The following is a 19,038-nucleotide window of genomic DNA, read 5'->3' on the forward strand; positions in this document are numbered from 1 at the left end:
CGGGTGCAACTATGAACAATAATGTTTTTCAATCGTCGTTCAACAGGATAATTCCACCTGAGATTAAAAATGATGGATTTTATCGGGCAATTCAAAGGATTGTTCAGAACGAAGATATTAAAACTGTCTTAGAAATTGGCTCGTCATCGGGAGAAGGAAGTACAGAGGCATTGGTGACAGGGATTCGGCCAAATCCGAACAACCCAACGCTATTCTGTATAGAAATTTCACAACCTCGCTTTGCTGAACTAAAAAAGAGATATGCTAATGATGATTTTGTCAAGTGCTACAACGTCTCTACTGTTTCTTTAGAAGAATTTCCCGAGGAAGAAGAAGTTATTAACTTCTACAACAACATTAATACAGGTTTAAGAGGTTACCCACTCGCACAGGTAATAGATTGGCTGCGAGATAATATAAAATATGTTGAAGAATCCGGGGTTGAGCAGAACGGCATCAAAAAAATAAAGCAAGAAAATAACATCGATATTTTTGATGTAGTGATAATAGACGGCTCTGAATTTACGGGACGAGGGGAACTCGACGAAATATATGGAGCCAAGTTTATTATGCTTGACGACATCGATACGTTTAAGAACTATCAGAATCATTGCAGATTACTTTCAGATTCCAACTATGTACTGGTAGAGCAAAATCTATTTTTGCGTCACGGTTATTCGGTTTTCAAGAAGACTGAAGCAACCGAAAAAAATCGCCAAGTTTCCGATATGCCCCTACATTTTTTCACAATCGTTCTCAATGGACAACCGTTTATTCGTTACCATATCCAAGTTTTAAAAGAGTTACCTTTTCAGTGGCACTGGCATATTGTTGAGGGTGTAGCAGACTTGAAGCACGATACAGCTTGGTCTTTAAACTCAGGGGGAAAAATTGCGGACGAAATTCACAACAACGGACGCAGTAATGACGGAACTGCTGAGTACATTGACGAACTGGCAAGACAATACCCTGAAAACGTTACAGTATATCGCAAACCGGCAGGTGTTTTCTGGGATGGAAAACGCGAAATGACGAATGCGCCATTGACAAACATTAGAGAGGAAGGTTTGCTGTGGCAATTGGATGTAGATGAACTGTGGACAGCCGAGCAAATTTGTACTGCGCGGCAGATGTTTATCAATCATCCTGAAAAAACAGCAGCTTTCTACTGGTGCTGGTATTTTGTTGGAGAAAATCTGGTTATTAGCACTCGCAATTGTTATGCTCAGAATCCTCAACAAGATTGGTTGCGTACTTGGAGATTTAGACCGGGAGCATTTTGGGTCGCACACGAACCCCCAATATTAGCGGAACCCAATCCTGACGGTTGGCGCGATGTGGCTGCGGTCAATCCTTTTTTACACGAAGAAACTGAAGAAGCCGGGCTAATTTTTCAACATTTCGCTTACGCCACAATAGAACAGTTGCGTTTTAAAGAGGAATACTACGGTTATGCTAATGCTGTTGCTAAATGGACCCAGTTGCAGCGGCAAACGAGATTCCCGGTTTGCTTGAGTCAGTATTTTCCCTGGGTGAAAGATTTAACGGCGGTCGATACTGCACAGGCTTGTGACATTCAGCCGATCGCGCAGAAAGAAAAAGATAGCAATACCTGGAAGTTTGTACAAGTGCCTCAGCAACAAAAGTCGGCCAAACCTCAAAAGCCATTTCCCCAAATAATTGTAGACGGCGTATTTTTTCAGCGCTATAAAACTGGAATTGCTCGGGTATGGAAATCTCTCTTAGAAGAATGGGTAGAAAACGGTTTTTCCGAACACGTAGTTGTTATTGACAGAACGGGAACAGTGCCGGAAATTCCCGGCATTCAGTACCGTCCTTTGCCTGCTTACAACTATGACACAGTGGATGCCGATCGCGCAATGCTACAGCAAGTTTGTGACGAACAGAGTGCAGACTTATTTATCTCGACTTACTACACAACTCCCCTATCAACTCCCTCTGCATTCATAGCGTATGACATGATTCCAGAAGTTGAAGGAGTAAATTTAATTACACCGATGTGGCGCGAAAAGCATTTCGGGATTCGCCACGCATCTGCATACATCGCAATTTCCGAAAATACAGCCCGTGACTTAGTAAAGTTTTTTCCAGATATTGCCTCAACTTCGGTAACCGTAGCTCATTGCGGAGTTAACAGTAAATTTGCACCAGCGAGTGCAGAGGCAGTTAATCATTTTAAAAACAAGTACGGTATATCAAAGCCATACTTTCTTTTGATCGGGCCTGGAATTGGCTATAAGAATGGAACTTTGTTTTTCCAGGCTTTTGCTCAGCTTGAAAGCAGACAAGGGTTTGAAATTGTCTGTACGGGGAGTGATTTGTTATTAGATACAAAGTTTAGAGACTATACATCAGGTTGTACGGTGCATATCGTACTGCAACTCAGCGATGAAGAGTTGATAGCTGCTTATTCCGGCGCAGTTGCACTGGTTTATCCGTCAAAGTATGAAGGTTTTGGCTTGCCTGTGCTGGAGGCGATCGCTTGTGGATGTCCAGTCATTACTTGTGCAAATGCGTCTATACCGGAAGTCGCAGGGAAAGCTGCATTATATGTTAACGATGCTGATGTTAGCGAACTGGTGAATGCGCTTTGCGAAGTGCAAAAGCCGGATGTTCGCAAGGCTTTAATTGCGGCAGGTCTCAAACAAGCGCAAAATTTTTCGTGGTCGAAAATGGCGAAAACGGTGAGTTTGGCTTTGATAGATGCAGCATTCTTGCCTCTAAAGCTGCGGTTAATCAATTTAATCGTTTTCCCAAATTGGCTAGCATCAGAAGAGACGATTTGCGAAGAATTTACACAAGTTATCAGGGCCATCGCCTTTCACCCCGATCGAATGAAAATGACATTACTTGTAGATACTGCCAACATTTCTAACGAGGATGCAAATCTGATTTTATCCAGTGTCGCTATGAATCTGCTGATAGAAGAAGATTTGGACGTTACTGAGTGTGCCGAAATTTCTTTGGTAGGACAACTGGAGGAAAAACAGCGGGAAGCGCTGTTGAGTCGCATCCAGGGTAGACTTGTCTTAGAGAACGAAAATAAACAGGCGATCGCAGCAGCAAAAGCAGAAAACCTTCCCTGCTGCGATCTCGCTAGCTTCAGTCGCAAGCGAGCCGTCCAATCAGAAACAGGAGATTGGCAGTTCATTTTACCAGAAAGTTTATTTCTCACAATTTATCAAAGACAAAATAATTTTAACGAAAACCCCCCAGCGATTTGCTACTTAGAATACCTCCAAAGAAACTGTCCGACTATCGATTTAGATACCTTGTCGAGCGTAGCTTCAATTCTTGAGAATACATCTTGGGAAGAACCTGTATCAGCGACGGATTTAAACAATTTTGCTGTAGTCGCATTGATAGAAGCAGAGCAGTGCCAGGAATCATCCCTCAAAGAAATATATATTAATACAGCTTTAGAAGCCTTAAAGAGTGCAGTAGATTTATACAATCATCCACTCTGTGCAGCTCATTTTGCTCTAATTCTTGCCCTGACAGGAGAATCCGATGAAGCAATTAAAGAAGCTTTTCATTTTTTGGTATCCCTTGGTATTCAGCAGTCTGCTGGCGGCTCACTAGAAAAAATTCCTCCAGCTCTTGTTTATCTGCCGCCGACTGCTAACAGTTTGAAGACGTACCAAGCAGAACAGCTAACTCAAATTTTACAAGCCGAAGACGCTCGCAGTCAATCGATATTATTGTTAATTGAAGCCCTAGGTCGATCGCAGATAATTTCTTACAATGAATTTGGAATGAGGCTGCTGCACCTAACGGCTCAAGTTTTACCAGATTCTGGTTCCATAAATTTAAAAATAGGAGTATACAGTCTGCTAAACGATCAATCGGAAGGAGTCATGTATTTACACCGTGCCAAACAAATTTCCTCGGATTCAGCACCCGTGCTGCAAGCTCTATACATCGCCTGTAAAGATTTAGAGCAGATAGAATATGCCCAGCAATGGCTAAATTTTGCTCGACAATTGAGTCAACAGCATCCTAATTCTCTAGAGTGGAGATGGACTGAGTTAGAAGTTAACAGTCCCTTCACTTACGTGCCTTTTGAAACTCAACTTTTATTAGCAGTTGAAGCGAGGTTTTACGGTTGTATAACCAGCAGCGTATTGATTGCCGAAAAAGACTGGTTTGAAAAAGAAATGGAATTTTGGCGCAGTGCGATCGCACCAGGCATGACCGTTATCGATGTGGGTGCTAATGTAGGAGTTTACACCTTTAGCGCTGCTCTGCGAGTCGGTTCCCAAGGCCACGTGGTGGCAGTAGAGCCTTTTTCTGGCTGCGTTAGCTATTTGCAAGAAACCTGTAGAATAAATCATCTAAACTGGGTGAAAGTTTGTGCCGGTGCTGCCAGCGATCGCTCTGGAACAGTTCGCTTATCTCTTTCCCCTGCCAGTGAATTAAACAAAATCGCCACTGGCGAAGCTGTCGCAGAAATGCAGCCAGACTCTTTTGAAGAAGTCACCTGCTTTACTCTAGACAGCTTGATTGAGCAGGAAAACTTGAGCCGAGTAGATTTCCTCAAAATAGATGTTGAAGGGCACGAACTGTCAGTATTGACAGGCAGCGACAGAATATTATCTGAATTTGCTCCCGTCATTATGTATGAAAATATTGTTGCCGGAAGTAAAGACAGCAATTTACCTGTTGCTGACTACCTTAGAGGGAAAGGATATCGATTATTCCGCTATCAACCTTACTTGCATAACCTAATTCCTGTAAACTCCGCCGAGGAGTTGCACGGAAACATGAATATCATCGCTTTACCCCCAAATCAAAGTTACCTATTAACTCAAGAATAATCAGTTTTGGAAAAAGAAGAGGATACTTTGAGTATGACATTTTTTATTGAAAGCTTACATAAAAGCGGTCATTTAGAACAAATTAACATGACAGTTTGTAATGTTGGCTGTCGTAAATTAACAAGCCAAGATGACTATGGAAGCCAGGGATGGAATATTTTTGCACCTCGGCTGACTATCTACGGTTTTGATGCAGATGCAGATGCTTGCGAAGCCGCCAATGCTGACCTTGAAGCACGACAAGTCAATTGGGCTGAAAAACATATTCCTCTAGCCTTAGCAAAGTCTGTAGGTGAATCTACACTTTATGTCACACAACATCCCATGTGCAGTTCGCTTTATCCACCGAATGAACCTTACTTGGAGCGTTTTTCAGGACTACCCGAACTTGTGAACTTAGATTTTTGTATAGAACTTGAAACCACCACTTTAGATGAGTTCTGCCAGCAGGAAGGAATTGATGAAATAGATTTCCTGCAAATTGATGTTCAAGGTGCCGAACTTTTGGTATTAGAAGGTGCAGGAGAAATTTTAAAACAAAGTATTCTAGCTGTTCAAGTTGAAGTCTCGTTTTCTAATTTATACTTAAATCAACCTTTGTTTGCAGATGTAGATATCTATCTCAGGAACCAAGGTTTTACACTATTTGACTTAACAGGTGCTCGCCGTTTCCGCAGCCATTCCCCTATTGGTTCAACACTCCGCGGCGGACAATTACTGTGGGGAGATGCGTTTTACTTCCGCGATTTAATTGGAGAAGACATTGATCCAAATATGACAACACCTGACAATATTCTTAAATTGGCTTGCATTGCCGATATTATGAATTTCCCGGACTACGCTTTAGAATTATTGGAATATCTGACTTTGGAACATGGCAATAACCCACAATATAACTTTGCCAACAATATCATTGAGGGTCTAGCTCAATTTCCCGAGCTAGTCAAGCAGGGACTAGGTTCCCTGCCTATCGTTGCCAGAATTCGGGATTATATTAGTGATTGTGATATTGACTCGTTTCAGAGTATAGCTTAATAATGCTAACTTTGGAGATAGATTTGCCACATCTGCTCGTATGCTTTTTCTATCTCTCGCGTAAACTGCTGGGCATTCCAAAGCGGAGAAGTTTGCCTTGACTGCCGCAGTTTCCACGAAATTTGTTGCCGCAAAGCAGCATCTTTCCCTAAGCGAATTCCCCATTCCACATATTCTTCATCAGTCCAAGCAATTCCCTCTGTTACCCCTGCATTCATCATCATAGTATAGCTGTTGCGTGCCGCAAATTGCTGCCCGACTCGCGTCACCAAGGGAATGCACATCCAAAGAGTTTCTAGAGTAGTTGTGGCTCCATTGTAAGGATAAGTATCCAGAACTACATCCGCAATACCTAAGTTAGCTCGGTGAACTTCCTCTGAAGTAACTGTTGGCAAAAATCGCAGACGATCACCCTCCAAACCCTCTTCTTCTGCTAGCTGGTTAAAAAACTGTTTAATGGATTTTTCGTCAGCCCCCCCTTTAATTAAAAAATAACTATTCGGCACTTCCTTCAAAATTTTCATCTGTAGTCGCGCTGTGTCATGATGGCGCTTGTAACCGCTCTGACTACTGAGATACACAATAGCATCGTTAGGAATCTTCAACTGATCGCGACGTAATGTTGGCACTCCAACTTCAAAACCATCCACAGCTATGTAAGTCTGGGGCAAGCGCCAGATTTTTTCACTGTAATAATTCTGAGCCGACTCCGGCAGCACGTATGGATCGGCAATAAAATAGTCAATTGCAGGCACTCCTGACGCATCCCAACCCAACCAAGTGACTTGAACGGGCGCGGGTTTCATGGCCATCACTTCACAGTTAATGTCTAGAGTAATGCTGTCGAGATCGATCAGAATATCAATCTCATCTTTATCGATTTGCTCGGCAACGTTGGTACTGACAATCCCGCACCGATAGGCTTTATCAACGTGATTGACATACCATTCTTGTAAAAAATGATCGGTATTAACATAATTGAGAAAATAAGCATGAATTTGAAAGCGATCGCGATCGTGGTGCTGAAACAGCCATCGCGCTAGCCAGCCCACAGAATGCCTTCTCAGGCAGTGGGACAAATAGCCAATCTTCAGTGGCTTAGCAGAAATGCCCCGGCTTTTTCGAGCTAAGTGTCGCTGTCGGTACCCCTCTATCAGCTCCTGGTTGTTGTTTTGAACGTTGAGTTGGCATAGTTGAGCCAATTGGTTGCTAATGTTTCTAGCATTTCTTGGCTCGTCCTGAAAGTATGGGTAAAAAAAGCTAGTAACAAATAAGTCGTCAACAGTCGATAAGTTAAGCGATGTCGGCTGCTCTGCTATCAGCAACTCCTGATCTGACTTGAGCCGCTTGAGTATCGCACAAGCTTCTTCCCAGTATCCGCCTGCACTCATCAACCCCCGCAAAATCAGGTGATTCGCATAAACTTTAGCGGGTAACTCTTGTATTAATGAATAGAAAAGCTTAGCTTTCTTTATCCCCTCATCGTATTCACCGACATTCTGATAAAAACAAGCCAAGTGGCGGACCATCTCTGGATGCTCTGCATCTAAACGCAAAACCAGTTCACCCAAGCGTATTGCTACTCTAGTTATTTTTAATATATAGCCTAGCTCGCAAGCGGTTTCTAATAAAATTCTGATATAAACTTGAGGTTCGCGGACATGAGCCAGACAAGCTTCTGCAAACTCCAGCGTTGACGGATGCGAGGGTTCGCGAGCCAAAACACTTTGCAATACTTGCATCAACAGACCTGCGTCAACCTCAATTGCTGGCTCTACCTGTAGCAACTCGATTAAGCCAACAGAAGTCAGTTCGTCTCCTGTAAAAGTCTCAAGCCGGATGAAAAGCTCAATCAAACGCAACAAGTTGCTAACATCCGCCGGATTAATTTCCCTTATATGCTGCCGAATTGCCCAAGCAACAGAGTAGTCTGACAAAACCTCCCGGCGCTCTGCTTCCATTTGCAGCACATCTAACAGTTGAGCTGTCCATTCCTCAACTTCTTCCGGTTCCCCGTCGGCCATGCCCAGCAGCCAAGTCGTTTGGGCTTCCATCTCTTGCCCCTGCAACAGCAACATCAACCCCAAGTGCCAGTAGTGGGACTTAGTTTCCGGCTCCGCTGCCATTGCCTGCTCGTAAAGGTTTGCAGCCTGAGTGCAATCTCCTTGGATTAGATATTGACGGGCTTGTTGCTGCCAATCAGCTAGAACAGTCGATGAAATGTTTTCTAAAGAGATTGTCATAGTAATAGTTATTAAAGATTTCCAGTTTTTATAAACCTCCTGAATAGCAATGGGTAGTGTAAACAACACTACCCACTTGCTTAAAAGATTCAGGTTAGGCTTGCAGGAAGAATCCCTGCTTTGATGCGTCTCCTACTTCGACACTATAGTATAGTTAGTGTTGTCGCAAGTTAGCTTACCAGCAGCAGCATCAGCAGGCGTATTTCCCAATGCTGGTATCTCTACACCAGCCTTAGCGCTCTCGCACAATACTGCCGTGCTGCTTTTGTCAACTGTGCCTGGTGCAGTAATCAGAGCTACCGATCCTATATACGATTTGAGTACAGTGCTTTGACCGTGCGCGACATTTCCAACCTGAGTGGTGTTTGAGTCAATAGCACCTGGTGCTATAACGCTGTATTTATAGTTCTCGGTTTGAGTTCTAATGCCCAGCCCCAGAACCTCCACGTTTGAGCCAAATTTACCGCTTTCAGCAAAATTTGCTTGCTGGGCACGGTTCATAGAACCAGCGTACTGCTTACCCTCTGATTGCTTGGCTTTGTTAGCTTGGTTAAGGAAGGAGGGCAAAGCAATAGCAGATAGAATACCGATAATGATGATAACGACCAGCAGTTCAATCAGGGTAAAACCCTTGTCCTGTCTTTTTTGATTGAGGTGTTGCAGGAATCTGGCTTTAAATTCAGTTTTCATTGGTTGTTTCTCCTAGAGGGGTGGGATGCTTGATTTCTAACTCTTGTATGTAACTTACCCACTTCTGCTCAACTTCATATCACTGTCGGCAAAAATGTTTTTAGCAGTCTCAGTGAAAGGTACACAGAGATCAAGAACGCTCCAAAAGCACGTACAGAAAGACTTCTAGGCTCATCAATAGTTCCTTGATTTCATTGAAGGCTCTCTCCTGATTCACAGGTTCCAGGGTTACAAGGTCTAGGGGTCTAAGCTTGAGCCAGCGCTCCGCTAACGATATCACAGGCTGCGCGCCCTCCCACAGAGGCAGCAAGCAAGCTGCCACACTGCTCTCTATTAAAATCGGCACTAAGGTTGGCGAAGTGACATAACGGCTAATCTCGAAGGAACTCTGGTTAGTGATAGATTTAATCAAATCTTCTTTTAACTGGGGAGTTCTGAGCTGAGGATGCAGATGCACCTTTGCCGCCTGCCAGTCAGCCACAGTCCATTCTGAAACTGGTACAAACGACTGAGCTTGGTTGGGAAGACCGCACCAAAAGTCTATCAAACGATGAACTGGATGTAAAAGTTCAAACAGGTGCAGCCGTTGTTCCACAGGAATGTCTGGCAAGCTCATTGCCAGAAACGCAGGTATGTTATTTGGCTCCTTGAACAAATCCGTCAAGTCCCACAATCGCCAACTCACCATGCTAATAAATTCTAAATCAGCATTTCTTAATGCTGAAAACACTTCAGGTACAGTATAGCCCTGATCTCCCAACAGCAAATAGTTAGCCAGCATCCATTCTTCGTTTTTTTCGGCTGGAGAACCCCATGTTCTTGCCTTAATAGCCACGTCATCTTTTAGGTCTTGGATAATTTCTTTTGCTAACTCTATTTCCATCTCTCTAGGATTATCATCCATTAATCCCATGATTTTGAATACTTTTTGAACTGCAAAGTAAGAACTTCGCTGGAGGGAGCTGTGGAGGTTGGTGCGAATAATTCCATCTGGTTTCAAAACAGATTTCATGGCTTGCAATCCGACAACTGCGTCTGGCAAGAGATAAAGCACCTCGTCACAGTTGATATAATCAAACTGCTGGTTTAAGCTAGGCAGTTCTTCAATTGACAGAGCATGAAACTCCATATTCTCAAAGCCGTGATATTGCAAGCGCTGTCTGGCTAGCTTAACAGACTCTTCGGATAAATCGATGCCAACAATTTTGGCTCCCGGATTTGCCTCTGCCAAAATTAACGATTTGTACCCGCTGCCGCAGCCGGCATCTAAAATAACTTTTCCTTCAGTTTCTATGACTTTCTGATTTCTTATATAGTAAGCTGTTACCAAATTATGCAGATAGAGAGTCTGATAGCTATTCTTAGGAGATGTCTCTAGGGGAATTCTAGGATAAGGGGCATTGTCAAATTGTTGACGAATTTTCTCTATTAACTCTGATTCTTGGGTATCCATTCTTAATCGCTCCTGATGTTGCTAAATTGTGCTGTGGTACTCCCTATTCTAAGATGTAAAGGTATCTCACCCGCGCATCGCCTGGAAAAAGCGATGGCCCCTACCTCACGTCCCAACTGCAAGCCCACCCGCAACACATACTTGCAATAATAGTCTGAAAACTGATCGCCTAACCAACTACCACGTCCATGAACACCAACATCAGCCCCATCCTCAAAGTATTCACCCTATCCGCCGCCCTTTCCCTGGCTATCAAGTACGCAGGGCCTAGCTTATCCATCCCCTCTACCGACCTCAACGCCCTGATCGCCGTCTTTACCCCCAGTATCATCCTAGCTGCTATCCTCGGCTGGCGATCGCGCCAACAGCCAAGATAGGGGCGCGAGCACCCCTATCGCAGCTTGATACTTTACTCTCAATCCTCCCTCTCTTCTAATATTTGATCCAGAAAACCAGAAACTGAAACAATCTTAGTATTGCCCAAAGTTTCTACCTCAGTAAAATCTCGATCGCCAGTTATTAAAAAATTTGCATTACCAGCCAAAGCACAAGCGAGAAATTTAGCATCTTTCCTATCCCTCGGAAAATCTACGTCAACCTCCACTTCAATCAACTGCGTTACCGTATCAAAAATCTCCCACCACTCTTCTATTACTTTCTGGCTTAGCTTAAACTTGGGACGTAACAAAACATCCTTATATTCCGCTATAATTTCTAGCGATACCAGCCACTTCCAGTCCGGGCGATCGATGATTGACTGAATCGCTTTTTTGGGCATCCGTCCCCTCAAAATCGCAGACACTAAAATATTAGTATCAACAACAATCTTCATTCACCTCTCCGGTAAGCTTCAATCTCCGCTGCAATCTCCTCCTCTGTAATTTCTTGAACCCCTGGTAGCGCTTGCGTTTTATCAAATAAATCCTTTACTTTACAAGCAATGATTCGGCGACTATTTCGCTCAGATAAAAGCCTTAACGCTTCTCTCAGCACCGCTTCTACATTTTCATATTTTCCCGTATCTAACTCAGATTGGATCAACTGTTCTAATTCTGGGTTTAAAACAACATTCATCGTCACTTTCCTGTTAAAAACTGTAATGTCGATCGCAATAACGGCAGAGACTTGGCATAATAATCTCAATGCCTAATTATACAACCAACTACCACGTCCATGAAGACCAACATCAGCCCCATCCTCAAAGTATTCACCCTTTCCGCCGCACTTTCCCTGGCCATCAAGTACGCAGGGCCTAGCTTATCCATCCCCTCTACCGACCTCAACGCCCTGATCGCCGTCTTTACCCCCAGTCTGATCCTAGCAGCTATCCTCGGCTGGCGATCGCGCCAACAGCAGCAGTAGAGACGCAATCAAAAAGTGCGCTCGATCTACAGTAGGTCTAAAGACTATGTTTTAGCCAAAATCTTAATTCCCCGTACAGCTATCAAAACCAAACTTGAGGGACTAACCATGATTCAAACCATACCGGAATTAGTAACATTCGATGAATTCATTGACTGGTATCCCGAAAATTCAGAACACCACTACGAACTACACAATGGAGAAATTGTTGAGATGCCAAAAGCAACAGGCAAACATTCTAAACTGACAGGTTTTCTTGTAGCGGATCTATACTTTGAAATCCGAAGGCTACAACTGCCATATTTTATCCCCAAAGAATGCGTCATCAAACCCATGCGCGAGGAGTCGGGATATGAGCCAGATATTATTGTACTTAACGAACAAACCATTGGAAACGAGCCACGATGGGAAAAATCATCAATTATCACGATGGGTTCATCAGTCCCCCTAATCGTCGAGGTAACTAGCACTAATTGGGGTGATGATTATGCCCTAAAGCTTGAGGCATATGAGTCAATGGGTATTCAAGAATATTGGATTATAGACTATCTAGGATTGGGCGGCAGACGGTTCATAGGCAACCCCAAACAACCCACTTTTTCGGTTTACCAACTAATTGACGGGGAATACCAAGTCAAACTGTTCAGAGGTGGCGAGGGTATTGAGTCCCCAACTTTCCCAGAATTGAAGCTGACAGCGCAGCAGGTGTTCGCCAAAGGGAATTGAGGAGGCTGCTTATACTGATGTCCGAGTAGGGGTATCTGATTAAAGATGCGATCGCGCGCATCTAAGGTATCTTGTATAAAGGCGATTCATCGCTTCTGGGCTGCAGAGCAATTAGCAAGCAGCAATTCCCCATACCCTATTCCTCAATCTAAAATCTAAAATCTAAAATCTAAAATCTAATGAAGCTAGGACAGTGGATGGGCTTATTAGCCCTCATCGCATCTTGTTACATCCTGTGGCAAATCAGGCAGGCCCTACTGCTGCTGTTTGCCGCCGTCGTCTTAGCCACAGCCTTAAACAGACTAGCACGCTACTTGCAAAAATTCGGACTCAAAAGATCGATCGCTGTACTCTTATCAGTTAGCTTCCTAATCCTCGTATTCGTAGGCTTATTCCTGATAATTGTACCGCCCTTTACCCAACAGTTTCAACAACTTACCCAAAGAGCCCCTCAAGGAATAGAAAGATTAAATCAGTGGATAGATCAATTTGAGAGTCGCTTTTCCGGACAATTGGGCCAGCGGCTACCAAATCTTGATGTTAACGACATCATGCAACAACTGCAACCTTTATTCAACCAACTCGTCGGCGGTGCAGGAGCCTTTGTCGGCAACACATTAGGCGTTATCCTCAGCTTTTTGCTCGTCATAGTTTTGACCTTGATGACATTAGCCGAACCTCTATCTTACCGCAAATCATTCATCCAACTATTTCCCTCTTTCTATCGGCGACGAGTCGATGGCATCTTAGATGAATGCGAAATAGCTCTCGGTCGATGGGTAATCGGCGCTCTCATTAGCATGAGTGTGATTGCTTTTTTGAGCTTAATTGGTCTGTCAGTTTTGCAAGTTCCCCTACCACTAGCTCACGCTGTAGTAGCAGGATTTCTTAACCTAATTCCCAATATAGGCCCCACTCTGAGCGTCATCCCCCCAATGACGATCGCACTTTTAGATTCTCCCTTGCAATCCGGTTTTGTCTTCATCCTTTACTTTCTAATTCAACAGTTTGAAAGCAACGTCCTCACCCCCTACGTCATGGCCCAGCAAGTATCACTGCTGCCAGCAGTAACATTAATAGCTCAAGTATTCTTTGCCACCTTCTTTGGATTTTTAGGCTTATTGCTAGCCCTCCCCCTCACCGTTGTAGCTCAAGTTTGGATTAGGGAAGCCCTAATTAAAGATATTTTAAACCAGTGGAGTGCCAGTCCTAAAACCTTAGCAGCAATCGATTCTGCTATCCATGAAAAACAAGACTCTATAGGAGTCGCCAAAAGCCTGCCAGAAAAATATTTACCAGAACAGAAACCTGACATTCCCGAGCGTGCAGAACATGACGCTCCTGACAATCAATAATTAAGGTTTGTAAGGACTGAAGTGTTTATTCATTCCCAGGTAGAGGACAGAAGTATTCACTAAAAAGTTAGGAAAATTGTGGTACGAACGCCATCAAATAACTATTTTCAAGCCTCGCATTTTATATCGCATCTCTGCCAGCGCTAAAAATCTGTTTAACCGTCAAATTTAACTGCGGAAATGTGGGCGATAAAACCCGCTCGTTCCCTCTAAACTGACAGACCTGATACTCACCGTCAACCAACTGGTAAACGGAAAAAGTAGGCTGTTTCGGATTGCCAATATAGCGTCGGCCGCCAAGTCGTAAATAGTCGGCAATCCAGTATTCAGAAATGCCCAAAGCTTCGTAATCACCAATTTGTATCCATAATCATCCCGCCAAGTGGTACTGACAAATTCGACAATTAGCCGGACAGAACTACCCATTGTAATGATAGATTCCTTTTTCCATCTCGGTTCGCTGTCCGTCCCTTGCCTGTCTAAAACGATCGCATCCGGTTCGTAACCAGATAGCTCGTTATCAGCTTTGACAACGCATTCTTTGGGAACGAAGTAGGGCAACCCTAGCCTCTCGATTTCAATCCCTAGCTTCAGGCAGAGGAAGCCCGCTACTTCTGAATGTTCTCCGGTTGCTGGAGGCATTTCAACAATAGTTCCATTGTGCAGTTCGTAACGGTTTACCGAATTTTCAGGATACCAGTCAATAAATTCATCAAACGTGACTGGTTTTAATATCGCTTGAGTCATGGCGATCGCCCTTTATTTGATTTATGATATTGTTATTGTATCCGTTATAATTTACATCTTGCCTCATTATCAAGAACAGGCATCTTGCCTGTTCCACGAAGAGTGAATTTTCTTGTGGAACAGGCAAGATGCCTGTTCATAAAAGGCTTATTGAGAAGGGTGCAACATCTCAGTTATAATATATTGCTTTTATCTCAAACAACCAGCTCGATCGACAATCCATCAATCCAAAATCAATCCAAAATCAAAATCAATCTAAAATCCCAAATCTAAAATATAAAATATATGCGATCGATCGACGAAATCAACGATAAAATCAGCCAGGGCAAAGCCACAGTCTGGACAATAGAAGAACTCAAAACTAGAGTTCAAGAAACCAGCATTACCCAAGCAGCCAAAGAAGTCGATGTGATTACCACCGGCACCTTCGAGCCGATGGAATCCTCCGGCGCCATCATCAACCTCGGCCATACCGACCCGCCGATAAAAATCCGCCAGTGCTGGCTAGACGGCGTTTTAGCCTACTCCGGCTTCGGAGCAGTAGACCTGTACCTGGGAGCCACCCAAGTAGCCGAAGACGGCGAAGAATCCCGGGAACGGGGCGGCGGACACGTCATCGAAGACTTAATAGCAGGCAAACCCGTACAATTGCGCGCCCTCGGACAAGTAACAGACTGCTACCCCCGCGCCTCCTTTGAAACCACGATTACCCGCGATACAATCAACCAGTTTTATTTATTCAATCCCCGCAACGCATATCAAAACTTTATTGTTGGCGTCAACGGGGGCGATCGCCCGCTGTTCACCTACCTCGGCCCCCTGCAACCAAACCTCGGCAACGCCGTCTATTCGAGCCTTGGAGCCATGTCTCCCCTGCTCAACGACCCCGACCTCCAAATCATCGGCATCGGCACCCGCATCTTCCTAGGAGGCGCCACCGGCTACATCACCTGGGAAGGAACCCAGCACTTCCCGCTGCAAAAACGCCAGCCCAACCGCACCCCCATCGGCCCGGCCGCTACCCTTGCACTCATCGGCGACGCCAAACAGATGAACTCCAAATGGGTGCGAGGCTGCTACTTCAAAAACTACGGCCCATCCCTGATGCTGGGAGTCGGCATCCCCTTTCCTGTCTTAAACGAAACAGTCGTCGCCAACTGTGCAGTATCAGACAAAAAAATAGTAGCGCCGGTGGTAGATTTCTCTATCCCCCGGCGCGTTCGTCCGACCTTCGGTTTAGTCAGCTATGCTCAATTAAAGACTGGTCGCATCCTGATAGAGGGCAAACCTGTGCGGGCCGCCCCCCTTGCGAGTATGTTTCTCTCCCGGCAAGTAGCATTGGAATTGAAGCAGCAAATTGAAGCGGGTCAATTTACCCTCACGGCCCCAGTTGCTCCCCTACCCACCGACAGAGTATTTCTCCCGCAAGATTTGTGGGGTGCACAAGTCCGGCTCGAATAAAGGATTTTAGATTGGCGATTTAGCGGTTGTAAATTAGTCTTGGACACACTAATCTAAAATCTAAAATCTAAAATCTAAAATTGGTTCATTCCTCGATCGGCTTAGGCTTCTTAACCGGCTTAGGAAGAGGTTCCTTCGGGACAGGCGGTGGTGCCGCTGCTGCGGACTTTATGGTAGGACGCCCTACAGGAGCACCGTCACCGCTGGGCCTAGGAGTAAACGGACGCTTCCCTCCTCCTTTGAAGCCACCGGGCGGCTTGCTACCAGGGGGGAATTTCCGCTTTTTAATCGGCAGCGCCCCAATATTATTAGCCTGCTCAATCATCAGACTGTCAGCTTTCAATTTGACGTGGAAATCCCAAAAAAACCCGATCGCCTTTGTTGCTAAATCCCCCTTGAGTTTCAACTTAAAAAACTTCATCTTGTCGTCATTCTTGCGGGGAGCTTGCTTGATTTTGACAATGACATACTTTTCTGCGTCTTGCGATTGATAAATCACCTCGCCTCGAATCGAAAAATATCCATCTTCAACATCAGGTTCCGAGGGCGGCAAAGATGCAGTCGATGCTTCGTCGCTAGTCTCCATCTCCGCTGCTTCCCGATTTTCCTCATCAGAGGACGGTTCGGGAGGTTTCTTGAGCGTTTCCGGCTCCCAAACTCCCATAATCTGGGCGTGCAAGTTGCCGTCTTCTTGCCTGGTGCGGGGATAGACCACCCACAGGTGTTCTTGTTCCAGATCCAGGTGATTTTTGACTAAACTCATGACTCTACCCAGCAAAACTGCGTCGATGGCAGTTCCGTCGGCAGCTATCAGCATACCCCGGGTGAATTGCTCTTCTGATTGCGTGTAGCGGCCCCGCACCAAACCAACAGCTCGGTACTGTCTGGGTTCGCTGGGCGGGGGAATGGGATGTTGGCGCATGACGGAGGGTATGTCCTCAGCGGCCTGACTTTCGTTAGCGGGAGGCTCGGCGTTTGCGGGCGGTGCGACTGCTGGGGCTGGAGTATCGCTCACAGGTGTCGAAGACGCTGCTGGCGCCGGGGGTGCAGGATCATTGCTGGGCTGGTCTTGTGGCTTTGTTTTGTCCTTGTCGAGGGCAGAACTGTAGCGTGGTCGTTGCAGCTTATCCTTGGACGCTGGGGCGTCTGTTGGCGTTGCCGGTTGATTTTGGTCAACAGGTGTAGCCAACGCCGAAGGCACCGAACTTTCGTCTGGTGTCTCAGGAATGGAATCTGTATCTTTAGGCGGATTGACGGCCAGTTCGCTGGGCTGAGCCTTGCGAGTTGAAGTAGATTTGGACGATTTGGAAGACCGGTTGGGAGAGGGGTTCATAAAAACTCCTTGCAGCGGAGACACATCCCTTAAGGGAAATTAGGAATAAACTGAAGAAACTGCTTTAAAAACTACTAGCACCTGACAGGCGGGCTTGGGCCCGGAGGTCTGGTTTTGACCCGTCAACGCCAACTTTCAATGCTACGAGTGCCGATCGGTTCACTGGCTGCTAAAATCCTTGCGAATAAGGACTTTGGGAGTTGCTGACCGATCGATCCTGCGATCGCGCTGATCTGGAGTTGCTGGCTAATAGCATTTAGGATATTCAGCTTGCCTATTTTACTTAATCCAATTACCTAACGGCCTGATCCGCCATATTTTCGGTAATTTTTAGCTTGACCAGACTAAATTGGACAGACACCGCAGTCCTTGGGGCTGCGGGTCTGAGTGTCCAAAATTGTTTAGCTAGCATGGAGTTGTGGGTCTGTTACCATATTAGCTGCAAGTAAAAGGCTGCTTTGTCCGTTCGGACTTTGAAGTTAAGAACTTTTATGGTTGCATGGATCTAGTTAAATGGCAGACGCCCCCGGGCGATGGGTTAATTCTTAGAAAATAGTAGATTTTAAGCTGGGATAGTTGAATTATGGAAAAAGCAAATAAGCGTCGTGGGTTGATTACTGTGGTGGTGGTGCTGGCGGTCATCGCTTTTGTGGGATTTTCTCTGATTCCGCCAATTTTGGACAGTATTCTCAAGGCAAACCAGGCGCAAAGTCGATCGACTCCAACGCCTACTCAGACAGCGCAGTCGGGGGAGAAGCAATCAGAGTTGCTGCAAGCTCAGGCTAGGGGGTACGAATTGGTTTTGCAGCGGGAACCTGATAATGTAACGGCTCTGCGGGGACTTTTGCAGGTGCGGTTAGAGTTAATCGGCCAAGGAGTGGGGGACATTAAGGATGCGATCGCTCCTTTGGAAAAGTTGGCTTCGCTAAATCCTGAGACTACTGAATACGGGATTTTGCTGGCTCAGGCTAAGGAACGCACGGGCGATCGCGAAGGGGCTGCTCAGGCTTATCGGTCTATTTTAGCGTCTAAGCCTGGGGAAATTAAGGCTTTGCAGGGGTTGGTAAATTTGCTGTTGGTGCAGCAACGGCCCGAAGCTGCGATCGGACTGCTGCAAGATACGCTTAAGGCAGCTCCGGCTGCAAATCTGGCGAAACCGGAAAGTGTTGATGTAACTTCAGTGCAGTTGATTTTGGGGCAGGTTTATGCTGTGCAGAAGCGCTACGAGGAGGCGATCGCAATTTATGACGAATCGGCTAAGGCTAATCCCAAAGATTTTCGCCCCACTTTAGGAAAGGCGATCGTGCTGAAGGACCAGGGCAAAACAGATGAGGCAAAAACGCTGTTCGATCAAGCTACTGAGTTAGCTCCTCCTAACTATAAAGACCAAATTAATCAGTTAGCTAGTGGCACTCCTTCGCCTTCTCCTGCGGCTGCTACGACTCCCGAACCGGCTGCTTCTCCTAGTCCAGAAGGTGTGCTACCGAAACCTTAAGGAAAGTTTTAAGTAAAAGAGTTTTGAGTTGTCAGTGAAAAAGTTTGAAGTTAAAAACTTAATCGTTTAAAATCAAAACTATTCGCTTTCTTCTTCATTACGCAGGACTTAGGAAAAGAAACCCGGTTTCTACGATAAATCTTGGTTGAACGACGACAGATACAGGTCGAAACCGGGTTTCTAAGACCTCGCGCCCAGCGTCCTGTTACCGATTACCAATTACTAATTAGGGCTTGCTGAAAAAGTAAGAAAACAGCATTTAGAAAGATGAATGAACTCGCGAATCCCTTGATAATATAA

At 45.2% G+C, this 19,038-nt stretch carries 14 protein-coding genes and 1 pseudogene; 8 read left to right on the forward strand and 7 right to left on the reverse strand.

Annotated features, from left to right (window positions below):
* Window positions 1-11: 11 nt before the first annotated feature.
* Window positions 12-4,838, forward strand: coding sequence for an FkbM family methyltransferase (locus tag QUA74_RS20635; protein ID WP_333333009.1), 4,827 nt, complete (start codon window positions 12-14; stop codon window positions 4,836-4,838).
* Window positions 4,839-4,844: 6 nt separating this feature from the next.
* Window positions 4,845-5,873: an FkbM family methyltransferase gene (locus QUA74_RS20640; RefSeq protein WP_333333011.1), complete on the forward strand. Its 1,029-nt coding sequence runs from the start codon at window positions 4,845-4,847 to the stop codon at window positions 5,871-5,873.
* A gap of 5 nt (window positions 5,874-5,878) precedes the next feature.
* Here QUA74_RS20640 and QUA74_RS20645 read toward each other — a convergent pair whose 3' ends face one another.
* The 3 genes from QUA74_RS20645 to QUA74_RS20655 all read right to left on the reverse strand — a co-directional run bounded on the left by QUA74_RS20645 (window position 5,879) and on the right by QUA74_RS20655 (window position 10,259).
* A complete protein-coding gene (locus QUA74_RS20645; protein WP_333333013.1) occupies window positions 5,879-8,116 on the reverse strand; it encodes an O-linked N-acetylglucosamine transferase family protein in 2,238 nt (745 codons plus the stop codon).
* Between the two features lie 132 nt (window positions 8,117-8,248).
* Window positions 8,249-8,806, reverse strand: coding sequence for a type IV pilin-like G/H family protein (locus tag QUA74_RS20650; RefSeq protein ID WP_333333014.1), 558 nt, complete (start codon window positions 8,804-8,806; stop codon window positions 8,249-8,251).
* A gap of 130 nt (window positions 8,807-8,936) precedes the next feature.
* Window positions 8,937-10,259: a class I SAM-dependent methyltransferase gene (locus tag QUA74_RS20655; RefSeq protein WP_333333016.1), complete on the reverse strand. Its 1,323-nt coding sequence runs from the start codon at window positions 10,257-10,259 to the stop codon at window positions 8,937-8,939.
* Between the two features lie 188 nt (window positions 10,260-10,447).
* Between QUA74_RS20655 and QUA74_RS20660 the strand changes: the two genes are divergently transcribed.
* A complete protein-coding gene (locus tag QUA74_RS20660; protein WP_216670621.1) occupies window positions 10,448-10,636 on the forward strand; it encodes a hypothetical protein in 189 nt (62 codons plus the stop codon).
* Window positions 10,637-10,674: 38 nt separating this feature from the next.
* On the opposite strand, the gene QUA74_RS20665 is transcribed toward QUA74_RS20660, so the two are convergent.
* The gene (locus tag QUA74_RS20665; RefSeq protein WP_333333018.1) at window positions 10,675-11,091 is read right to left on the reverse strand and encodes a putative toxin-antitoxin system toxin component, PIN family; all 417 of its coding nucleotides are present in this window, start codon (window positions 11,089-11,091) and stop codon (window positions 10,675-10,677) included.
* Window positions 11,088-11,333: a type II toxin-antitoxin system ParD family antitoxin gene (locus QUA74_RS20670; protein WP_333333020.1), complete on the reverse strand. Its 246-nt coding sequence runs from the start codon at window positions 11,331-11,333 to the stop codon at window positions 11,088-11,090. Before QUA74_RS20670 ends, QUA74_RS20665 begins: the two co-directional genes overlap by 4 nt.
* A gap of 99 nt (window positions 11,334-11,432) precedes the next feature.
* Here QUA74_RS20670 and QUA74_RS20675 point away from each other — a divergent pair, with 99 nt between their 5' ends.
* The 3 genes from QUA74_RS20675 to QUA74_RS20685 all read left to right on the forward strand — a co-directional run bounded on the left by QUA74_RS20675 (window position 11,433) and on the right by QUA74_RS20685 (window position 13,702).
* Complete coding sequence (locus tag QUA74_RS20675) at window positions 11,433-11,621, forward strand: hypothetical protein (RefSeq protein ID WP_333333022.1); 189 nt, start codon at window positions 11,433-11,435, stop codon at window positions 11,619-11,621.
* Window positions 11,622-11,729: 108 nt separating this feature from the next.
* Window positions 11,730-12,347, forward strand: a complete 618-nt coding sequence (locus QUA74_RS20680; protein ID WP_333333024.1) for a Uma2 family endonuclease — start codon at window positions 11,730-11,732, stop codon at window positions 12,345-12,347.
* A gap of 179 nt (window positions 12,348-12,526) precedes the next feature.
* On the forward strand, window positions 12,527-13,702 hold the full coding sequence (locus QUA74_RS20685; protein ID WP_333333026.1) for an AI-2E family transporter: 1,176 nt from the start codon (window positions 12,527-12,529) through the stop codon (window positions 13,700-13,702).
* 121 nt (window positions 13,703-13,823) lie between these two features.
* Here QUA74_RS20685 and QUA74_RS20690 read toward each other — a convergent pair.
* Window positions 13,824-14,368, reverse strand: a pseudogene (locus QUA74_RS20690) (Uma2 family endonuclease).
* 366 nt (window positions 14,369-14,734) lie between these two features.
* Here QUA74_RS20690 and QUA74_RS20695 point away from each other — a divergent pair.
* A complete protein-coding gene (locus QUA74_RS20695) occupies window positions 14,735-15,910 on the forward strand; it encodes a homocysteine biosynthesis protein (protein ID WP_333333028.1) in 1,176 nt (391 codons plus the stop codon).
* Between the two features lie 85 nt (window positions 15,911-15,995).
* Here the strand turns inward: QUA74_RS20695 and QUA74_RS20700 are convergent, their stop codons facing one another.
* On the reverse strand, window positions 15,996-17,243 hold the full coding sequence (locus QUA74_RS20700) for a hypothetical protein (protein ID WP_333333030.1): 1,248 nt from the start codon (window positions 17,241-17,243) through the stop codon (window positions 15,996-15,998).
* 583 nt (window positions 17,244-17,826) lie between these two features.
* Between QUA74_RS20700 and QUA74_RS20705 the strand changes: the two genes are divergently transcribed.
* Entirely contained in the window at window positions 17,827-18,738 is a 912-nt protein-coding gene (locus QUA74_RS20705) for a tetratricopeptide repeat protein (RefSeq protein ID WP_333333032.1), read from the forward strand.
* The last annotated feature ends 300 nt before the right edge of the window (window positions 18,739-19,038 follow it).

The sequence above is a fragment of the Microcoleus sp. LAD1_D3 genome, assembly GCF_036702135.1.
Classification (GTDB): Bacteria; Cyanobacteriota; Cyanobacteriia; order Cyanobacteriales; family Microcoleaceae; genus Microcoleus.

Excerpts from the sequence above, each read along its gene's own strand:
- QUA74_RS20685 (WP_333333026.1), top strand. The coding sequence starts at position 12,527 with ATGAAGCTAGGACAGTGGATGGGCTTATTAGCCCTCATCGCATCTTGT.
- QUA74_RS20670 (WP_333333020.1), bottom strand. The coding sequence starts at position 11,333 with ATGAATGTTGTTTTAAACCCAGAATTAGAACAGTTGATCCAATCTGAG.
- QUA74_RS20635 (WP_333333009.1), top strand. The coding sequence starts at position 12 with ATGAACAATAATGTTTTTCAATCGTCGTTCAACAGGATAATTCCACCT.
- QUA74_RS20665 (WP_333333018.1), bottom strand. The coding sequence starts at position 11,091 with ATGAAGATTGTTGTTGATACTAATATTTTAGTGTCTGCGATTTTGAGG.
- QUA74_RS20675 (WP_333333022.1), top strand. The coding sequence starts at position 11,433 with ATGAAGACCAACATCAGCCCCATCCTCAAAGTATTCACCCTTTCCGCC.
- QUA74_RS20695 (WP_333333028.1), top strand. The coding sequence starts at position 14,735 with ATGCGATCGATCGACGAAATCAACGATAAAATCAGCCAGGGCAAAGCC.
- QUA74_RS20700 (WP_333333030.1), bottom strand. The coding sequence starts at position 17,243 with ATGAACCCCTCTCCCAACCGGTCTTCCAAATCGTCCAAATCTACTTCA.
- QUA74_RS20650 (WP_333333014.1), bottom strand. The coding sequence starts at position 8,806 with ATGAAAACTGAATTTAAAGCCAGATTCCTGCAACACCTCAATCAAAAA.
- QUA74_RS20680 (WP_333333024.1), top strand. The coding sequence starts at position 11,730 with ATGATTCAAACCATACCGGAATTAGTAACATTCGATGAATTCATTGAC.
- QUA74_RS20705 (WP_333333032.1), top strand. The coding sequence starts at position 17,827 with ATGGAAAAAGCAAATAAGCGTCGTGGGTTGATTACTGTGGTGGTGGTG.
- QUA74_RS20655 (WP_333333016.1), bottom strand. The coding sequence starts at position 10,259 with ATGGATACCCAAGAATCAGAGTTAATAGAGAAAATTCGTCAACAATTT.
- QUA74_RS20645 (WP_333333013.1), bottom strand. The coding sequence starts at position 8,116 with ATGACAATCTCTTTAGAAAACATTTCATCGACTGTTCTAGCTGATTGG.
- QUA74_RS20660 (WP_216670621.1), top strand. The coding sequence starts at position 10,448 with ATGAACACCAACATCAGCCCCATCCTCAAAGTATTCACCCTATCCGCC.